Annotated in this window: 18 protein-coding genes; 5 read left to right on the top strand and 13 right to left on the bottom strand. The window is 68.5% G+C overall.

The features are described 5' to 3' along the window. Window positions 1–92: 92 nt before the first annotated feature. The 4 genes from ABRP24_RS04655 to ABRP24_RS04640 all read right to left on the bottom strand — a co-directional run bounded on the left by ABRP24_RS04655 (window position 93) and on the right by ABRP24_RS04640 (window position 5384). Window positions 93–1430 carry a sugar ABC transporter substrate-binding protein gene (locus tag ABRP24_RS04655; protein WP_349847425.1) on the bottom strand — a complete coding sequence of 446 codons (1338 nt, stop codon included), beginning with the start codon at window positions 1428–1430 and terminating at the stop codon, window positions 93–95. A 62-nt stretch (window positions 1431–1492) separates the two neighbouring features. Next, complete coding sequence (locus ABRP24_RS04650) at window positions 1493–2443, bottom strand: carbohydrate ABC transporter permease (RefSeq protein WP_231495739.1); 951 nt, start codon at window positions 2441–2443, stop codon at window positions 1493–1495. Further along, the gene (locus tag ABRP24_RS04645; RefSeq protein WP_027467229.1) at window positions 2440–3354 is read right to left on the bottom strand and encodes a carbohydrate ABC transporter permease; all 915 of its coding nucleotides are present in this window, start codon (window positions 3352–3354) and stop codon (window positions 2440–2442) included. Before ABRP24_RS04645 ends, ABRP24_RS04650 begins: the two co-directional genes overlap by 4 nt. Beyond that, on the bottom strand, window positions 3351–5384 hold the full coding sequence (locus ABRP24_RS04640; RefSeq protein ID WP_349847428.1) for a beta-galactosidase: 2034 nt from the start codon (window positions 5382–5384) through the stop codon (window positions 3351–3353). Before ABRP24_RS04640 ends, ABRP24_RS04645 begins: the two co-directional genes overlap by 4 nt. Window positions 5385–5599: 215 nt before the next feature. Between ABRP24_RS04640 and ABRP24_RS04635 the strand changes: the two genes are divergently transcribed. Next, complete coding sequence (locus ABRP24_RS04635; RefSeq protein WP_349847430.1) at window positions 5600–6622, top strand: LacI family DNA-binding transcriptional regulator; 1023 nt, start codon at window positions 5600–5602, stop codon at window positions 6620–6622. An 84-nt stretch (window positions 6623–6706) separates the two neighbouring features. On the opposite strand, the gene ABRP24_RS04630 is transcribed toward ABRP24_RS04635, so the two are convergent. Then, on the bottom strand, window positions 6707–7063 hold the full coding sequence (locus ABRP24_RS04630; RefSeq protein WP_027467232.1) for a VOC family protein: 357 nt from the start codon (window positions 7061–7063) through the stop codon (window positions 6707–6709). An 82-nt stretch (window positions 7064–7145) separates the two neighbouring features. Then, on the bottom strand, window positions 7146–7760 hold the full coding sequence (locus ABRP24_RS04625; RefSeq protein WP_349847433.1) for a GNAT family N-acetyltransferase: 615 nt from the start codon (window positions 7758–7760) through the stop codon (window positions 7146–7148). A gap of 89 nt (window positions 7761–7849) precedes the next feature. On the opposite strand from ABRP24_RS04625, the gene ABRP24_RS04620 reads away from it, so the two are divergent. Beyond that, on the top strand, window positions 7850–8494 hold the full coding sequence (locus ABRP24_RS04620; protein WP_349847435.1) for a TetR family transcriptional regulator: 645 nt from the start codon (window positions 7850–7852) through the stop codon (window positions 8492–8494). A gap of 78 nt (window positions 8495–8572) precedes the next feature. Beyond that, window positions 8573–9034, top strand: a complete 462-nt coding sequence (locus ABRP24_RS04615; protein WP_027467234.1) for a DUF4383 domain-containing protein — start codon at window positions 8573–8575, stop codon at window positions 9032–9034. Between the two features lie 61 nt (window positions 9035–9095). Here the strand turns inward: ABRP24_RS04615 and ABRP24_RS04610 are convergent, their stop codons facing one another. After that, window positions 9096–9827 (bottom strand): OBAP family protein, encoded by a 732-nt coding sequence (locus ABRP24_RS04610; RefSeq protein ID WP_349847437.1) that lies wholly within the window; start codon window positions 9825–9827, stop codon window positions 9096–9098. 89 nt (window positions 9828–9916) lie between these two features. Here ABRP24_RS04610 and ABRP24_RS04605 point away from each other — a divergent pair, with 89 nt between their 5' ends. Continuing rightward, a complete protein-coding gene (locus ABRP24_RS04605) occupies window positions 9917–10738 on the top strand; it encodes an aldo/keto reductase (RefSeq protein WP_027467236.1) in 822 nt (273 codons plus the stop codon). A 123-nt stretch (window positions 10739–10861) separates the two neighbouring features. Further along, window positions 10862–11167, top strand: coding sequence for an Lsr2 family protein (locus tag ABRP24_RS04600; protein WP_371836712.1), 306 nt, complete (start codon window positions 10862–10864; stop codon window positions 11165–11167). Between the two features lie 348 nt (window positions 11168–11515). Here ABRP24_RS04600 and ABRP24_RS04595 read toward each other — a convergent pair whose 3' ends face one another. The 6 genes from ABRP24_RS04595 to ABRP24_RS04570 form a co-directional block, all read right to left on the bottom strand. Next, window positions 11516–11752: a DUF4190 domain-containing protein gene (locus ABRP24_RS04595; RefSeq protein ID WP_349847441.1), complete on the bottom strand. Its 237-nt coding sequence runs from the start codon at window positions 11750–11752 to the stop codon at window positions 11516–11518. A 12-nt stretch (window positions 11753–11764) separates the two neighbouring features. Then, window positions 11765–14134, bottom strand: a complete 2370-nt coding sequence (locus ABRP24_RS04590; RefSeq protein WP_349847443.1) for a hypothetical protein — start codon at window positions 14132–14134, stop codon at window positions 11765–11767. Between the two features lie 277 nt (window positions 14135–14411). Next, the gene (locus tag ABRP24_RS04585; RefSeq protein WP_349847444.1) at window positions 14412–14873 is read right to left on the bottom strand and encodes a DUF4265 domain-containing protein; all 462 of its coding nucleotides are present in this window, start codon (window positions 14871–14873) and stop codon (window positions 14412–14414) included. A gap of 57 nt (window positions 14874–14930) precedes the next feature. Continuing rightward, window positions 14931–15518, bottom strand: coding sequence for a HEAT repeat domain-containing protein (locus ABRP24_RS04580; protein WP_349847445.1), 588 nt, complete (start codon window positions 15516–15518; stop codon window positions 14931–14933). Between the two features lie 176 nt (window positions 15519–15694). Beyond that, window positions 15695–16171: a DUF4265 domain-containing protein gene (locus tag ABRP24_RS04575; RefSeq protein ID WP_197019677.1), complete on the bottom strand. Its 477-nt coding sequence runs from the start codon at window positions 16169–16171 to the stop codon at window positions 15695–15697. 85 nt (window positions 16172–16256) lie between these two features. Then, window positions 16257–16895 (bottom strand): HEAT repeat domain-containing protein, encoded by a 639-nt coding sequence (locus ABRP24_RS04570; protein WP_349847446.1) that lies wholly within the window; start codon window positions 16893–16895, stop codon window positions 16257–16259. Between the last annotated feature and the right edge of the window lie 17 nt (window positions 16896–16912).

Below are 16912 nucleotides of genomic sequence, written 5' to 3'. Positions count from 1 at the left end.
GCCCGAGACGCAACAGGAGGCCCGTGGCGATCCCGCCACGGGCCTCCTGTCCGCTGTCAGCGCGTGGACCGCGCGACGTCAGCCGCCGTCCGTTAGCCCTTGACCGGGATCGACTGCGCCTTGAGCGCCGCGATGGTCTTGGACTGCCCGGACTCGAGCGCCTCGGCCAACGTGCCCGAGCCGGACGCCGCCTGCCCGAAGCCGTCGGAGACGTCCGAGTAGGTCTGCGTCATCGTCGGGCCCCAGGTGAAGGGCTGGATGTCCTTCGCCGCGGTGGCGAACTCCTCGTAGATCTTCTGGCCGCCGTAGAAGTCGAGCCCCTCGGTCAGGGCCGGCAGGTCGGCGCCGGTGGTCGAGGCCGGGTACAGGTTGGCCTCCTTGTTCAGTGCGGAGAGCGCCTCGGTCGAGGTGTTCAGCCAGACCAGGAACTTCGACGCCTCGGCCGGGTGCTCGCTGCCCGCGAAGACGACGTTCGACGAACCGCCCCAGGCGGCCGACTTGGTCTCGCCGGACTTCCACTGCGGCATCGGCGCGACGGCCCACTTGCCCGAGGTCGACGGCGCACCGCTCGAGATGGTGTTCGCACCCCAGACCGCGGAGACCCAGGTCCAGTCCTTGCCGCTGTCGTAGGCGCTGTTCCACTGGTCGGTGAAGCTCGGCAGGGTGTTGACGAGCTTCTTGTCGATCAGGTTCTGCCAGTAGTCGGCGACCTTCTTCGACGCGTCGTCGTTCAGGTTGACCTTCCAGTCCTGGCCCGAGTTCTCGAACCACTGGCCACCGGCCTGCGAGACGAGCCCCGCGAACTGGTTGACGTCTCCCTTGGCGAAGTTGGTGATGTTGCCGCCGAGCGCCTTGATCTTCACGGCGTCCTCGGCGTACTCCTCCCACGTCTTCGGGGCGTCGAGGCCGGCCTTCTCGAACAGGTCCTTGCGGTAGTACAGCGCCATCGGACCGGAGTCCTGCGGCACGGCGTAGACCGACTTCGACTCACCGAAGGTCACCTGGTTCCACAGGCCGTCGGAGAAGTCCTTCTTCGCGTCGCTGATGCCGGCGCACGCGCCGATGTCCTCGAGGCCGCCCTGCACGCGGAACGCCGGCAGGGTGTCGTACTCGACCTGGCCGATGTCCGGCGCCTGCTTGGCCTTCAGCTGGTTGAAGAAGTTCTGGTAGGTGCCGCTGTTGCCGTTCGCGACGATCGAGACCTTGACCTGGATGTCCGGGTTGGCCTTGTTCCAGATCGCGACGACCTTGTCCATGTTCGGCACCCAGGTCGTGAAGTCGAGGGTGACCTTGCCGTCCGAGGGCTTGCAGCTGGCGGCCGTGGTGTCGGATCCGCCGCCGCTGCTGCTGCCGCCGGTGCTGCAGCCGGCGAGGGCCACGGTGGCGGCCACGGCGATCGCGGCGACGCTGAGGAACTTCGTTGTCTTCATGCTGTTTCCGTTCGGATGTGGTGTGGGGAGAGCTGGTGCGGGAAGGGGTGCGGGTCGAGGGGCTACTTCAGGCCGCCGGAGCCCAGGCCGGAGCGCCAGAAGCGCTGCAGGCTCAGGAAGGCGATGAGCAGCGGGATGATCGAGACGAACGACCCGATGAGCACGAGGGTGCGCAGGTCCGGGTACTGGTTCACGCTCGAGTTCCACGTGTAGAGGCCGAGGGTGACGGGGAACAGCGACGAGTCGCGGAGCATCACGAGCGGCAGGAAGAAGTTGTTCCACACGGCGACGAACTGGAACAGGAAGATCGTCACGAGCGCGGGCGACATGAGCCGGACCGCCACGGTGAAGAACGTCCGGACCTCGCCGGAGCCGTCGATGCGGGCGGCCTCGATGATCTCGTCGGGCACGCTCGACGCCGCGAACAACCGCGACAGGTAGACGCCGAACGGGCTGACGATGCTCGGCAGGAACACCGACCAGAACGTGTCGGTCAGGTCGACCTGGCTGAAGATGAGGAACAGCGGCAGGGCCAGGGCGGTCGCCGGCACGAGCACGCCGCCGAGGAACACGTTGAACAGGACCTCGCGGCCGCGGAACCGGTACTTGGCCAGGGCGTACCCGCACATCGCGGAGAGCACGGTGCCGAGCAGACCGGCGACCCCCGCGTAGGCGATGCTGTTCAGCAGCCAGCGCAGGTAGATGCCGTCCTGCCGCGTGAACAGCTCGACGAGGTTGCCGAAGAAGTCCTGCACCGAGGTGGCGCTGAACCACAGCGAGAACGTCGAGTTGAAGTTCGCGGCGGTCTTGGTGGACGAGACCAGCAGCCAGAAGATCGGCAGCAGGAAGTAGAGGGTGAAGACCCCCATCACGATCATCGCGGCGCTGCGCGAGATGACGCTCTCACGGGGACCGCGCGCTCCGCGCTGGTGCGGACGGGAGGCCCGGTTCGGCTCGAGCGGTCGGCCGGCGTCGCGGACGAGGTCGCCTTGGGACGGGGCGTTGACGGTCATTCGGCGGCCTTCCGCTGGGTCAGTCGGAGGAACCCGATCGACAGGACGAACGTGGCGACGGCGAGGACGACCGAGAACGCCGCGGCGAGGTTGAAGTTCGGCACCGAGGACGTCGAGTAGACGAGCATGTTCGGCGTGAACGTCGACGAGATGGTCGAGGTGAACTGGCGGAACACGGTCGGCTCGGTCAGCAGCTGCAGGGTGCCGATGACGGAGAACACCGCGGTGAGGACGATGGCCGGCACCACGAGCGGGATCTTGATCGACAGGGCGATCCGGAGCTGGGACGCACCGTCGAGCTTCGCCGCCTCGTACACCTCGGCGGGGATCGCGAGGAGCGACGAGTAGATGATGAGCATGTTGTAGCCGACGTAGACCCAGGTCACGACGTTGGCGACGGCCCACAGCACGGTGCTGCCGCCGAGCAGGTCGACCCGCGAGGTCACCGCGGAGAACGGCGACAGGTCGGGGGCGTAGAGGTAGCCCCACATGATCGCGGCGATGACGCCGGGCACCGCGTACGGCGCGAAGAACGCGAGGCGGAAGAACCGCTTGCCGCGCAGCAGCGGGGAGTCGAGCAGCAGGGCGAACAGGAGCGCGAGCCCGAGCATCACCGGCACCTGCACGACGCCGAACAGCAGCACGCGGAGCACGGAGCTCCAGAACTCGCCGTCCTGGAACACCAGGGCGTACTGGCTCAGACCGCCGAAGACCTGCGTCGGGGCGCCGAACGTTCCCTGCCGCTCGATCTTCTGCAGCGACTCCCACACGGCGTAGAGGATGGGGACCAGGTAGAACGCCGTGAACAGGACGGCGAACGGCAGGACGAAGATCGCGATGGCGCGGCGGTAGCGGAACCCGCCGCCCCGGCGTCGTCGGGTCGCGCTGGGCGACTGTGCGGTGGTGGTCATGAGCGGTTCCTGTCGGTGCGGATGATCTGGGTCCCGCCGGGGGCGATGGCGGTGGTCCCGGTGACGGGGCGGTCGGCGACGAGCTCGTGGCCGGCCTCGTGGTGCTCGACGGTGCGGTCGGAGTGGTTCAGCAGGAAGACCCACTCGTGGGTGTCGTCCCGGCGTCGCACGACCTCGAGTCCGGGGCGGACGGCGGGGTCGGCGCGCACCCCGGCCTCGTCGAGGACGCGGTGGACGAACCCGCCCAGCGCACCGGCGACCAGCACCGTGGACGTGTACCAGGCGGTCCCGGCGCCGTGCTCGTTGCGGGTGACGGCCGGACGGCCGGCGAGCGAGCCCTCGGCGTAGTCGACGACGCTCGTCGCACCGCGCAGCTCGACCGGCTCCGACCAGACGCTGCCGGTCGTGCCGTCGGACAGCGCGATCGTGGCGTCGGCGGCGAGCGGGAGGAACTCGTCCACCCGCACGCCGAGCAGGTCACGGAAGGCGCCCGGGTAGCCGCCGGTGCGGACCCGGTCGCGCTCGTCGACGATGCCACTGAAGCAGCTGACGATCGCGTGCCCGCCGCCGGCGACGTGGTCGGCGATGACGGCCGCGTGCTCGTCGCGGACCAGGTACAGCTCGGGGACGACGACGAGCGCGTACCCGTCGAGCGGTGCACCGGGGGCGACGACGTCGACGGTCACCCCGAGGTCCCAGAGCGCGGCGTGGAACGCGTGGACCTGCTCCAGGTAGCGGAGCGCGGTGCTGGGGTGGGCCTCGAGGTCGGCGGCCCACTGGTTCTCCCAGCTGAACACGAGCGCGACGTCGGCGACCACACGCGACCCGCGCAGTTCGCCGAGCCGCCCGACCAGGGCGCCGAGCGCGACCACGTCGTGCCAGGTCCCCGACTCGGTGCCGGCGTGCGGCAGCAGCGCGGAGTGGAACTTCTCGCTGCCCTGCACGGATGCGCGCCACTGGAAGAAGCAGACCCCGTCGGCGCCGCGGGCGATGTGCGCCGCGGTGTTCCGGAGCATCTCGCCCGGGGCCTTCGCGACGTTGTGCGGCTGCCAGTTGACGGCACCCGTCGAGTGCTCCATGAGCAGCCAGGGGGCGCCGCCGGCCAGGCCACGCGTGGTGTCGGCGGCGAAGGCGAGCTCGACGTGCGGCCGGGGCAGGCGGTGGTCCAGGTAGTGGTCGTTCGCGATGACGTCCATGTCGCCGGCCCACGACCAGTAGTCGAGCGCCGTGATGTGCGCGGCGACCATGAAGTTCGTCGTGACGGGCTTGTCGCTCAGCTCGCGCAGGACGGCGGCCTCGGCACGGTGGTGGCCGAGGAGCTCGTCGGACGAGAACCGGTCGAAGTCGATGGTCTGCGCCGGGTTCGTGAACGACAGCGTCGCGCGGGGCGGCAGCACCTGCTCCCACGCCGAGTAGCGCTGGCTCCAGAACGAGGTGCCCCACGCGGCGTTGAGCGCGTCGACCGTGCCGTACCGGGCCTGCAGCCAGCCGCGGAACGCCTGGGCGGAGACGTCGCAGTAGCAGTGCGCGTTGTGGCAGCCGAGCTCGTTCGACACGTGCCAGAGCCGCACGGCGGGGTGCTCGCCGTAGCGCTCGGCGGTGGCGCGGACCAGGGCGAGGGCGTGCTCGCGGTAGACCGGGGAGCTCGGGCAGAACGCCTGGCGGCCACCGGGCCAGCGGGTGGTGCCGTCGGCGACGACGGGCAGGACCTCGGGGTACCGGGTGGTGAGCCAGGGCGGCGTGGAGGCGGTGCCCGTGCCGAGGTCGACCCCGATGCCCGCGCCGTGCAGCAGCTCGATGACGGTGTCGAGCGCGGCGAAGTCGTACTCGCCCTGCCGCGGCTCGACGTGCGACCAGCCGAAGACGTTGATCGCGACGAGGTTCACGCCGGCCTCGCGCATGAGCCGGACGTCCTCGACCCACACCTCGGGGTCCCACTGCTCGGGGTTGTAGTCGCACCCGAACGCGAGGCCCGTCGAGCCGAGGCCGAGCGCGCCGGTGGCGGTCGTCGGCAGGGTGGTGGTCGTCACGGGGATCCTCGCTGATCGGGGCGACCCGGCCGCCTCGGTCGCGTGCGACCCCTTCGACGGCGAAGGCCACCCAGTGTTCTGGGAGCGCTCCCAGTCCGCACCGGCCGATCGAGGCCGGATGGTTCTGGGAGCGCTCCCAGATCAAACACCAGCGGCTGCACCCTGTCAACTGCGAGGCGTTCCGAGGGCTCCTCAGCGCCGGATATGGTTGCCCCATGTCCGAGGTCCGATCCGCTCGTCAGCGCGCCACGATCCAGGACGTCGCCGACGAAGCGGGGATGTCGCGCGGCACCGTCTCCCGTGTGCTCAACGACGAGCCGTACGTCTCGCCGAAGGCGCGCGAGGCCGTGCAGGACGCCGTCCGACGCGTCGGCTACGTGCGCAGCGCCGCCGCCCGCAGCCTGGTCACCCGGCGTTCCGGGGCGATCGCGCTCATTGTCCACGAACCCTCGGTCGTGGTGCTCGACGACCCCAACATCGGCAACATCCTGATCGGCACGAACGCCGTGCTGTCCGACGCCGACCAGCAGCTCGTCACGATCATGGTCGACTCCGCCCGCGACAGCGAGCGCGTGGTCGAGTACCTGCGCGGCGGGTTCGTCGACGGCGCCATCGTGCTGTCCGCGCGCGACGGCGACCCGATCACCGGCGCGATCGAGGAGATCGGCATGCCCGCGTGCTTCGTCGGGCACCCGTCCGACGCCGCGAACATCTCGTACATCGGCATCGACAACCGCGCCGCAGCCGAGCAGATCACCCGGCGCCTGGTCGACACCGGTCGAGGCCGGATCGGGATGCTCGCGTCGGGGCTCGACCGCGACTCCGGCCAGGACCGTCTGGCGGGGTTCACCGCGGCACTCGGCGAGCGCTTCGACCCCGACCTCGTCGCCCGGAACCCCCTGTTCAGCTACACCGCCGGCACCGAGGGCATGCGCGAGCTGCTCGAGCGAGCCCCGGACATCGACGGGGTGTTCGCTGCGTCCGACGCCGTCGCCGCCGGTGCGATGGACGTCCTGCAGCGCAGCGGGCGGAGCGTGCCGGGTGACGTCGGAGTGGTCGGGTTCGACGACAGCGCCTGGGCGCTGCGGTGCGACCCGCAGCTGTCGACGGTCCGGCAGCCGGCGCGCCTGCTCGGCGAGCAGGCGGCGCACCAGGTCCTCGAGCAGATCGGCGGCACCGACGACGGTCCACGCGGTCTGCTGTTGCCGACCGAGGTCGTCTGGCGCGGGTCCGCGTAGCCGGCCGCGAATGGACGGGAGGGCCGTGGCGGCGTCGCCACGGGCCTCCCGTCCGTCCATGAGTGCGTCCTGCACCCGGCCGGGTCAGCCCTGCGGGGGCGAGTACAGCTGCAGGTCGTTGCCCTCGCTGTCCTTGAAGGGGATGATCTTGCCCCACGGGTGCTCGCTGATCTCGCCCTGGATGTCCGCGCCGCGCTCCTTGAGCGCGGCGACCTCGTCCTCGATGCTGCCGTCCGGCTGGAACGACACGACGGCGCCGCCGTCGCTCGCCTGGCTGGCGGACTCACGCCCGTTCAGGCCGATCATCAGGCCACCGGCGTCGATCTCGCTCCAGTCGTCGGACTGGTCCTTGACGGTGAGACCGAGCGTGTCGCGGTAGAACGCGACGGCGCGCTCCATGTCGCTGACCGGGACCCAGACTGCTGCGACTCCACTTGCCATGGTGTTTCCTCTCGTCGTGGTGTGCCGTGGACGGTAGGCAGCGCTCGTGCACGCCGGCACAGGGTCGATGTCCCCCGGCGGTTCAGCCGGCGGCCGGACGCCACATGCTGATCGGGGTCGCCGCGCGGAACCCCGCGATCGGCGCACCGTCCGTGAACCCGTGCCGTCGGTACAGCCGACGGTTCACCGGGGTGGAAGACTCCAGGTACGCGCCGTCCGACGTCCGGTCCGCGCGCTCGAGTGCGTGGCCGAGCAGCAGTCCGCCGATGCCCCGACCACGTGCTGACGCCGACACCCCGATCTCGGCGAGGTACCAGTGCGGGGCGACCGGTCGGGCGCGCTCCATGCGGCACAGGTGGGCTACCGCGCGGAGTGCCCCGCCGAGCCCCAGGACCCGGAGGAACGCCGGCACCTGCCGCACGAAGGCCCGGACGCCACCGGGCTGCCGACCGGGCGCCTGCCAGAAGGCGGCGCCGACCACCCGCTCACCGATCGTGGCGACGTCCACCCGACGCGCGGGCATCGGCACCGACCGGATGAGCGCGGCGAACAGCCCGGTCAGCACGGCCGGACGGTCCTCGCCGGGTCGCGGCGGTCGGAACTCGGCGAGCACCGGGTCGTCGGCGAAGGCCTCGGCGAGGACGGCCGCGGCTGCCTCGAGCTCGGCGGGTCCTGCTGCTCGGACGACGGTCTCCATGCTGACTCCTCGGTTGTTCGGTGATTTGGCCACCTGGCCGACTTCATTCTCGCGGTCAGTTCCTGCACGCGCCCCGTACGCTTCCTGCGATGACCGACGAGCAGCAGACGCGCGGGTACCGCAGCCGACAAGACCGGCGTGCGGAACTGCTCGACGCCGCCGCCCTGGTCGTGCGGGACGACGGCCTGCGCGGCCTCACCACCCGGGCCGTCGCCGCTCGAGCCGGCGTCGCCCACGGTGTCGTGCACTACGCCTTCGGTGCGCGGCGCAACCTGGTCGTCGCGCTCCTCGAACGGCAGGCGCGTGCGGTCCTGCCGCCGGTGCTCGCGGCCGCCGACGAGCACGACGACCTCGCCACCGCGCTCGAGGCGGGGATCTCGGCGTACCTCGACCTGGTGCGGCGCGAGCCCGAGCGGTTCCGGGTGCTCGAGGCCCTCAGCGCGACGGCCCTCGCCCCGGACGGCGACGGAGACCTGCTCGACGCCGAACGTCGGCTCTGGCGCGACGGCGTGGTCGCCGGGATCGCGCGCTGGACCGCGCGGCACGGGCCGACGCCGACCGAGCCGGTACCCGTCGTCGCGGACGCCGTGATCACCCTGGTGGACGGGCTCGCCCGCGCCGCGTGGATCGATCCGGACGGCACCGCGACCGCCCGAGCGCGGGCGCTGCTGGTGCGCGGATTGACCACCGCGGTGACCGCTGTCGAGACCGCCGCCGTGACCGCCGAGCACTGACCTGCAAACCGACCGGGGAAGCGCTCCGAATGTCATGTGTGCCGCACACTGCGGCGCGTACAGAAAAGAGGGCTGATCATGACCAGCAGCGCAGCAACCGCACGCACCACCTCCGGTTCGACGTGGACCCAGCGGGGCGCGTTCGTCTTCGGTGTCGTCTTCCTGATCGTCGGCATCGCCGGGTTCATCCCCGGACTCACCATGGACATGGGCTCGATGTCCATGGCCGGCCACGGCTCCATGGCCCTGCTCCTGGGCCTGTTCCAGGTGTCCGTCCTGCACAACATCGTGCACCTGCTCTTCGGCATCGTCGGGCTGCTCGCCGCCCGCCGTGCAGCCTCCGCACGCCTGTACCTCGTCGCCGGCGGCATCGTCTACGCGGTGCTCTTCGTCTACGGGCTCTTCACCGCGGGCATGGCCGGTGGCGCGAACTTCGTGCCGCTCAACAGCGCGGACAACGTGCTGCACGCCTTCCTGGCCGTCGCGATGATCGTGCTCGGCTTCGTCCTGCCGCGGATCGGGACGCGCACCGCGCGCTGAACCACAGCACACACCGGACGGGAGGCCCGTGGCGACACCGCCACGGGCCTCCCGTCCGTCGTCAGGGGCGTCCGTCGTCCGCGTCGACGACACCCGGGGTCGGGGTCGTGCCCGTGAAGGCGTCGCGCATCGGGCCGACACCGCGCTGCGGGTGGGCGCGGTCCAGGTACTTCGCCCGTGACTCCTTGCGCGGTTCCGGATCGGTGCGCATCGCCTGGTTCCGGTCCTGCTGCAGCGCGCTGTCCACCTCGCCCTCGCGGTTGAACGACCACATGAGCATCGGATCGCCGATCGGCAGGTCGTGTGCGGGCTGCGAACCCATCGGGGTGCTGTGCCAGGTGTGCCAGGTCTTGCCGTACGAGTTCACCAGGTGCCCCATCAGCTCGGTCTCCACCGCGATCGGCAGGCCCGGAGCGACGAGTTCACCGGAGAACACCTCGTGGTTGTGCGGGTGCCACGACGCCTGCTCGTCCTCGGGCAGGGAGTCGAAGAGCCGCTCGGACACGATGTACTCGATGCCGATCAGGTTCGCGTCGGCGGTGTTGCCGTCGAAGAGCACGCACTGCAGCATCTCGGCGTTCACCACCTTGCAGAAATGGTGCGCCTCCATCTGCACGTCGGGCTCGCCCTTCACGCAGTGGAAGCCGACCACGTAGACGTCGAAGCCCCGCAGCGGCGCCGAGGTCTGCAGCACGGCGGCGCCGCGGTCGAGCAGGGCGAGCTCGAAGCCGCCGGCCGCTCCGGGCGGGGTGACACCGGTCTTCCGGTCGTGCACGGTGGGGTTCAGGGGCATGGGGGCGTCCTTCCGTCCGTTCGAGGTGGGCGCCATGCAACCCGGCAGCCCCTCGGAACGCTGTGCGGTTGCGGCGTACTGTCCGCTGCATGCCCGCACTCATCGACACGTTCACCCTGTCCAACGGTCTGCACATCCCGAAGATCGGCTTCGGCACCTGGCAGATCCCGTCCGGCTCCGACGCGTACGACGCCACGAAGACGGCCCTCGACCTCGGCTACCGCCACATCGACACCGCCCTGGCGTACGGCAACGAGGCGAGCGTCGGCGAGGCCGTCCGCGACAGCGGCATCCCCCGCGACGAACTCTTCATCACCACGAAGCTGCCGGCCGAGATCAAGACGGCGTCCGGCGCCCGCGACGCCTTCGAGGAGTCGAGCCGCAACCTCGACCTCGGACACGTCGACCTGTACCTGATCCACGCGCCGTGGCCCTGGAGCGACATGGGCTCCGACCACCGCGACGGCAACGTCGAGGTCTGGAAGGTCTTCGAGGAGCTCTACGACGCCGGCCGCACCAAGAGCATCGGCGTCTCGAACTTCGCCGTCGCCGACCTCGAGGACCTGCTCGGCCGCACGGACGTCGTCCCGCACGCCAACCAGATCCGCTGGTTCATCGGCAACACCCAGGACGAGACGACCGCCTTCGACCGGGAGCACGACATCCTGACCGAGGGCTACTCCCCGCTCGCCACCGGTGGCCTGCTCGAGAACGAGCAGATCGCCGAGATCGCGGCGAAGTACGACAAGACCGTTGCCCAGGTCGCGATCCGCTACCTGCTCGAGAAGGACGTCCTGCCGCTCCCGAAGTCCACGACCCCGTCGCGCATCGCCGAGAACGCCGACGTCGACTTCGTGCTCGCCGCCGAGGACGTGGCCGCGCTCGACGCGCTCGAGGACACCGCGAACTGACGCGGCCCCACCCCGGACTGGAGGCGCGGTGCCAGCTGGCACCGCGCCTCCAGTCGGTACACGGCCAGGTCACGGGCGAGCCTCACCCGCCGTGCGTTCGCACCGTGCCTGGCGAGCTGCTTCGTGCCGCCTGGTCGCTCCGGGCACCCGACCAGTTTCAGCCCGCCACGGGTTCTGTCTCGCAACTACGAAATCGATCTCACCGACGACAACGCCGACGCGCTCCGCGAAGCGTTCGCCGACTATGTCGCCGCAGCCCGCAAGGTCACGGGCCGCGCTGGCCGCACCACTGCGGACAGCGCGCCGAAGCGTGGGAACGCGGAGGAGCTCGCGAAGATCCGCGAGTGGGCCAACGCGAACGGCCACGAGGTCTCCTCCCTCGGCCGCATCAGCCAGGCCGTCCGCAATGCCTACGAGGCCGCACGCTGACGCCGCTCCGCAAACGAAACGGCCGGCCGCCCCTCGGGTGGCTCGCCGTTCTCGCTCACGCCGGTACGGCGCTCCTATGTCAGCTGTAATCAGGAGTCCAACTGCGATGCCTCAGCGAGACCTACTCAAACCGCTCCGAATCAAAGTCAAGCGCGCTCACGCCCTCGCCGCGCCCAAGGTTGCTGGCAAGTTTAGGCCTTCGAGCGTCGACCGCGAGACTGTGGAGATCGAAGCCGATTGACTGCCTCAGGGCATTGAGTCGGGAACCGAGCTGTGCAGAGCGAAACAAGTTTGCCCTCCCCGCTGCGAAATCGCGGGAAGGGCAAACCGAACGCTTACGCCGAGCTATCAGCTCAACACGGGATCAAGCAGGGCGCTCACGAAGCTAAACGCGATGAGGGCAGTGAAGATGATGCCGATCCACAGACCCCAAGTCGCAAGAGCGAAGCCGCGCCTGTTCGACCGGCGGGCATCGTTTCGGCCGAGCGCACTGACTACGATACCCGCGACTGGTACTACGAAGGCGAGTACGAAGCCGACGATACTGAGTGTGCTGTACGGGCGCGTTTGCTGATTAATCGTCACAAGAACAAGGCCCTATCTGTAGTACTGGCGGTAAGTGATTTTGCCGTTCTTGGCCATGCCCATCGAGTGCCCCTTAGTGCCCTGGGAAACCAGGACGCCCATGACGTAGTTGGTGACCACGAAACGCTCACCCTCCGCGACGCCGGCACCATACTTGTACTCGTCACATTCCGCGACGTCGATCGTCGCCTGAATGGTGGACCGATTAACACCACAGTGGTGATATCCGGTCTTGCCGCGATGCTTCTTTGCAACCCATGCATTCTTACCATCCCAGTACATACGGCCAGCGTGCCCCTCCTTCCAGTGCCAGTCCCAGGCATGCGAAGACTGGTAGAACTCCTTGGTGTGGATCTTCGGAGCCGCGGCACGCGAGACAGCAAGGGCCGAGGTCGAGTCAGCATCGACCTCTTCCTCTTCGCTTACCGTGGTGGTCGTGGTCATGGAACAGGCGTTCACGATGTCATCGCGCGTCTGGGTGCCGTCTTGTTCGGCGTTGGCTGCGGTCGTGTCCGCAATGCACTGCTGGTCCGTAGAGTCGACGCTGGTGTCCTCGCTGCCCGTCAGGGCGCTTGACGCTGTGAACTTCCAGTCCGAGGAAGTCCGCGTTTCGGTGACCGTCCCGAGTTCGTTTTCGCCGGTAACCGTCATTCGCCACGTGTAAGTCACCCCGTCGGCCAGCAGCCCCTCAGGGATTGTCCACTGGGTGGTTGTGTCACCTGAAGTAGCCACCACGGCACCGTCGGGGCCGTTCACCGTGAAGGTCGCGGTTGCATCGTCGGGGAAGTCTTCTGATTCGGGGACGGCGCCGAGCTCCGGAGCGAGGCTCACCTGCGCTTCCGTGGGCGGCGTCGGACTCCAGGAGTCATCTGCCCACGAGCCAAGCGTGAATTCGTAGGCCGCTTCCAGCGGAGTTGTCCCGCCATCGATAGTGGCAACGATGGTATGCGTGCCACCAAAGGCAGAAACGTCTACCGGGATGTTCGAGGCCGTTGCCGCCTGTGCGCCGGCCTCAACTTCGTCGCCGTCGACAAGGACGCTGAAAGTGCGCCCCGAGGCAACGGCGGCCGGGATGACCGCGTTGCAGGAAATGTCGTCTGCGGGCACGGACTTAACCCAAGCACCGGCCAAGTAGGGGGCAGCGCACGTAATGCGAGGGCTGAGCTGTGATGAATACCAGCCCTGCACGTCGATGACGTAGTTCGTGGCGGCGGCGACGTTGTCAAGGTTGATCTTGCCGTTCGCGCCGAGCGCGACAGTGACGGTGTTGGTGCGGATCTCGTCGGCCTGGAAGTTGATCGACGTCGTCTCCGGTTCCGCGGTCCCGTTGGCCCACACGGATGCGCGACCGTCGCTGCCGCCGTGCGCTGCGGTCAGCGTGACGACGACGGCGGTGATACCGGAGCCCATGACGGGGACGCCGGCCTGGCCGGCGACCTGGATGGCGCGGGTCTCGTTCTTGGCGAGGATCGTGTTCCCCGTCGCGCGGGAGTCGAAGACCCGGCCGATACCAGGGGTGAAGGTCGCGCCGTTGACGCCGGCCTTCGTGAAGTATCCCTGCAGGTCGATGACGAGGTTGATGGTCGACGAGCCGTTGTAGATCGTCATCTTCCCGGTCGCGGACAGCCGCACCTGCGCCTGGATCGACGTGTTCACCGACGGCGCGTAGTGGAGCGCGTTGTCGGGCCGGTTGGTCCCGGTCGCGTAAGGCGTCAGGTACCCATCGGAAGCCGTGGAGTTGATCGGCAGGAGGTTCACGACCGCACCGGACGCGCCCGCCGGGACGCCGTTGGCGCCGGTGACCTGAATGTCGACGCTCTTCCCCGGCGCCAGGAGCGCCTTCGGAGCGCCGAGCCCGGAACGGGTGTCGACGATGCGCTTCCCCGCTACGGGGACGAAGCCGCCGGCGGCGGTGCCGTCGGTGTTGGCGGTGTAGTAGCCCTGCACGTCGAGGATCAGCCGTGCAGCCGTCTCGGTCGACACCTGGATGGTGCCGTCAGTGCTGACGGCGACGATCGCGGTGTTGGAGACGTACTCCCCAGCGTTGTCGTTGTAGATCAGCATCGTCGTGCGCGACGCGTCCGCATTCGGCCGGCCGTAGAGGATGCCGCTGTCCGGCGAGCCGCTAACGGTCGCGTTCAGCGACACGGCACCCACGGTGCCGTCGTCGGGGATCCCGGCGACGCCGGCGATCTTGATGGTCCGGTACTTGCCCGCCTCCATCGGCGTGCTAAAACCACCGGTACCGACCTTGGTGTCCAGGACACGGCCAGATGCAGGGACGAATACGCCACCGGTCCCGGTGTCGTTGACCGCCTGCGCCGGCGTGGCGACGAGTAGTGATCCGACAAGTGCGAGCGCGCCCAAGGTGGCAGCAGCCATGCTGCGCCCCCTCGCGCGCGGAGCGTGCAGCAATGAGCGCACGAAACCCCCTAGTTCAGAGCGACGGCACCAATTGCTGTCAGCGCCCGAAGCATATGAGGAAGCTGAACGCGTGTACCCCCCACCTGTTTGGGGGTATCGGGGAAAACCCCAGATGAAAAGGGGTAGTACCGCGACGGTCTTAATGTATCTTCAGCTAGAGAAGCTCCGGACCCCCGGCGGGGTGGGTACTAGGGCTAGACCATGCGCATCGCCACCCCATGACACGTTCGCCCGCTCAGCGCTCTGCGGTGTCGTACTCGAGGAGTCCGTCGTCTTCCAGCCGCTGCAACCGGTCCGCGAACCGGTCGGCGGCCGCGTCGCCTCGGATCGCTACTCCTGTGATCGAGCCCCACGTCTCGACGGCGCCGCCGAATTCGTGGATGACCTCGTGAGCGATGCGGAAGGCGCTTTCATCCCGAGGACTGATCCTGAAGACCCAAGACTGCCCCCGGTCGACACGTCCTCCGTACTCGAGCTGTCCGGTCGAAGTGTTCTCGACCGTCTTGATGATGTCTCCGAGATGGACGTTCTTCGCGAACAAGGGGACGCAGCTGACAACGTTGCGGCCGTCGTCGAGGACGATGATCGTCAGGTCTTCGTAGCGGATCGTGTCCCACGACGGATCAAGCTCCATCCGGACGACCTTCTCGACCCCGAGCACTGGGTTCTCGTGCGTGACGACGGTGTAGTCCGGCATTCCTACGATTCCTTTCCCCTTCGAGCTGGTCGCCTCCGGTCCGTCAGATGGCGCACTTCACCCGATCTTCCGCAGCCCGAGCGCAGCCTTCTTCCGCACCCACGGGCGGTCATCGGTCAGCTTCTCCTCCAAGGCCTCGCGCGCTTGCGGGTTCGGCCGCTTGCTCAACGCGAACACCGCATGCCCACTGATGTCGTGGTCGTCCATCAGCTGCAGGAGGACATCGACCGCTTCAGGCCGCTTCGACTTCCCCAGCGCGAGGGCCACCATCTGCCGTGCACGTCCGTACCGAGGATCGAGCGCGAGCGCTGCCACGTCATCGAAGTACGTGTCCACGTACGCTGATTCGATCGAAGCCCCCACCGCCCAGCGTGTATCCGCTTCGTCGGTGAAGTTGCGGAACGCCTCGATCAGCGCAGGCATGGCCGTGCCCTTTGCCGACGGGTTCGACAGCGCATGAGCGAGGTCCTGTTGCATCGCCGGCGTCCGCGCCTTCCCCAGCCACTCGATCAGCAGGGGGATCGCGTCCTTGTACCGAATCCGGGCCTCGGCGAAGACGGACAGGTTCGAGAAGTCGTACCCCAGCGCACGGAGGTCGGCCAGGATCGCCGACTGCTCGGCGGCTTCTTCTGCAGTGAACGGCATCAGGTCCTCCGGAGTGTGGGGCGGCGACTTCGGTTCACGAGCTGCTGTGCCCGGGCGGGAGGTCGAGGATCGCCCAGACCGTCGTACCCCGCAGGTCGATCGACGCCGCTCTGGCTTGCCGGAAGCGCTCCTCCATGAAGATCGACACGAGGAGCAGTCTCCCGCAACGAGCGGGGTCAGAGCCAGCCGGTCTCGTAGGACAGGAAACCCGGACGCTGCAGAGCTTCCAGTTCCTCTCGGACAGCAGCGAGTCTCTGGGCGCCCTCGACCGCGAACGCGACCAGACGTCCACGCGTTTCCACGAGCGCGTCATTCCGCTGCAACAGCTCGAGGAGCGCTGCGGCTGCGTCATCACTCTCAACGAAAGCTCGGAGAACCCAGAATGCGCTTCGTTCGAGAACTGCAGTCGGCGTGGGACCGACTCCCTCACGCTCCTCAAGACGCACTCCATCACCGAGCGACCAGCCGTACGTGAAGAACGGGATGCAGCAGAGCTGGTGCAGGCCGTCACCGAGGTCCCGGAAGAGGAGCTGCTCGAATCGAAGGGGACTCGTCGGCTCTTCAGCGATCATCGCGTCTGCGACGAAGTCGACTCGGCCGGCCCACACCGGGTTCGGGTGCAACGCCCATCGAGCTGGGTCAGGTGCGGTCAAGCGACCTTCTCCAGCGAGACGCCACGAACACACGGGCGCTGGCCCTCGTCGTGGATGGATGACCGCTTCACGCGGCCTGACCGTATCACCCGATTTTCCGCAGCCCGAGCGCAGCCTTCTTCCGCACCCACGGGCGGTCATCGGTCAGCTTCTCCGCCAAGGCCTCGCGCGCTCGCGGGTTCGACCGCTTGCTCAGTGCGAAGACCGCATGCCCGCTGATGTCGTGGTCGTCCATCAGCTGCAGGAGGACATCGACCGCTTCAGGCCGCTTCGACTTCCCCAGCGCGAGGGCCACCATCTGGCGAGCATCGCCGTAGTTCCGGTCGAGCGCGAGCGCTGCCACGTCGTCGAAGTACGTGTCCACGTACGCTGATTCGATCGAGGCCCCCACCGCCCAGCGTGTGTCCGCTTCGTCGGTGAAGTTCCGGAACGCCCCGATCAGCGCAGGCATGGCCGTGCCCTTTGCCGACGGGTTCGTCAGCGCATGAGCGATCACCCCCTGCATCATCGGCGTCCGCGCCTTCCGCAACCACTCGAGCAGCGTCGGCACCGCGTCCTTGTACCGGACACCCGATTGCGCGAAGGCAGACAGGTTCGAGAAGTCGTACCCCAGCGCACGGAGGTCGGCCAGGATCGCCGACTGCTCGGCGGCTTCTTGTGGTGTGAGCGGCATCAGGTCCTCGGGAGCGTGGGGCGGCGAGCGCCATTCCTTGGTCTCGATCACCACAGGTCGATCGACGC

The sequence above is a fragment of the Curtobacterium sp. WHRI 8282 genome, assembly GCF_040223925.2.
Taxonomy (GTDB): Bacteria; Actinomycetota; Actinomycetes; order Actinomycetales; family Microbacteriaceae; genus Curtobacterium; species Curtobacterium flaccumfaciens.
Note: the sequence above shows the minus strand (reverse complement) of the source record. Positions and strands in the feature narration are given on the sequence as shown.

What these genes read in the sequence shown, in the direction of transcription:
- ABRP24_RS04655 (WP_349847425.1), bottom strand. Translation starts at nt 1,430, where the DNA reads ATGAAGACAACGAAGTTCCTCAGCGTCGCCGCGATCGCCGTGGCCGCC.
- ABRP24_RS04650 (WP_231495739.1), bottom strand. Translation starts at nt 2,443, where the DNA reads ATGACCGTCAACGCCCCGTCCCAAGGCGACCTCGTCCGCGACGCCGGC.
- ABRP24_RS04645 (WP_027467229.1), bottom strand. Translation starts at nt 3,354, where the DNA reads ATGACCACCACCGCACAGTCGCCCAGCGCGACCCGACGACGCCGGGGC.
- ABRP24_RS04635 (WP_349847430.1), top strand. Translation starts at nt 5,600, where the DNA reads ATGTCCGAGGTCCGATCCGCTCGTCAGCGCGCCACGATCCAGGACGTC.
- ABRP24_RS04630 (WP_027467232.1), bottom strand. Translation starts at nt 7,063, where the DNA reads ATGGCAAGTGGAGTCGCAGCAGTCTGGGTCCCGGTCAGCGACATGGAG.
- ABRP24_RS04625 (WP_349847433.1), bottom strand. Translation starts at nt 7,760, where the DNA reads ATGGAGACCGTCGTCCGAGCAGCAGGACCCGCCGAGCTCGAGGCAGCC.
- ABRP24_RS04620 (WP_349847435.1), top strand. Translation starts at nt 7,850, where the DNA reads ATGACCGACGAGCAGCAGACGCGCGGGTACCGCAGCCGACAAGACCGG.
- ABRP24_RS04615 (WP_027467234.1), top strand. Translation starts at nt 8,573, where the DNA reads ATGACCAGCAGCGCAGCAACCGCACGCACCACCTCCGGTTCGACGTGG.
- ABRP24_RS04610 (WP_349847437.1), bottom strand. Translation starts at nt 9,827, where the DNA reads ATGCCCCTGAACCCCACCGTGCACGACCGGAAGACCGGTGTCACCCCG.
- ABRP24_RS04605 (WP_027467236.1), top strand. Translation starts at nt 9,917, where the DNA reads ATGCCCGCACTCATCGACACGTTCACCCTGTCCAACGGTCTGCACATC.
- ABRP24_RS04590 (WP_349847443.1), bottom strand. Translation starts at nt 14,134, where the DNA reads ATGGCTGCTGCCACCTTGGGCGCGCTCGCACTTGTCGGATCACTACTC.
- ABRP24_RS04585 (WP_349847444.1), bottom strand. Translation starts at nt 14,873, where the DNA reads ATGCCGGACTACACCGTCGTCACGCACGAGAACCCAGTGCTCGGGGTC.
- ABRP24_RS04580 (WP_349847445.1), bottom strand. Translation starts at nt 15,518, where the DNA reads ATGCCGTTCACTGCAGAAGAAGCCGCCGAGCAGTCGGCGATCCTGGCC.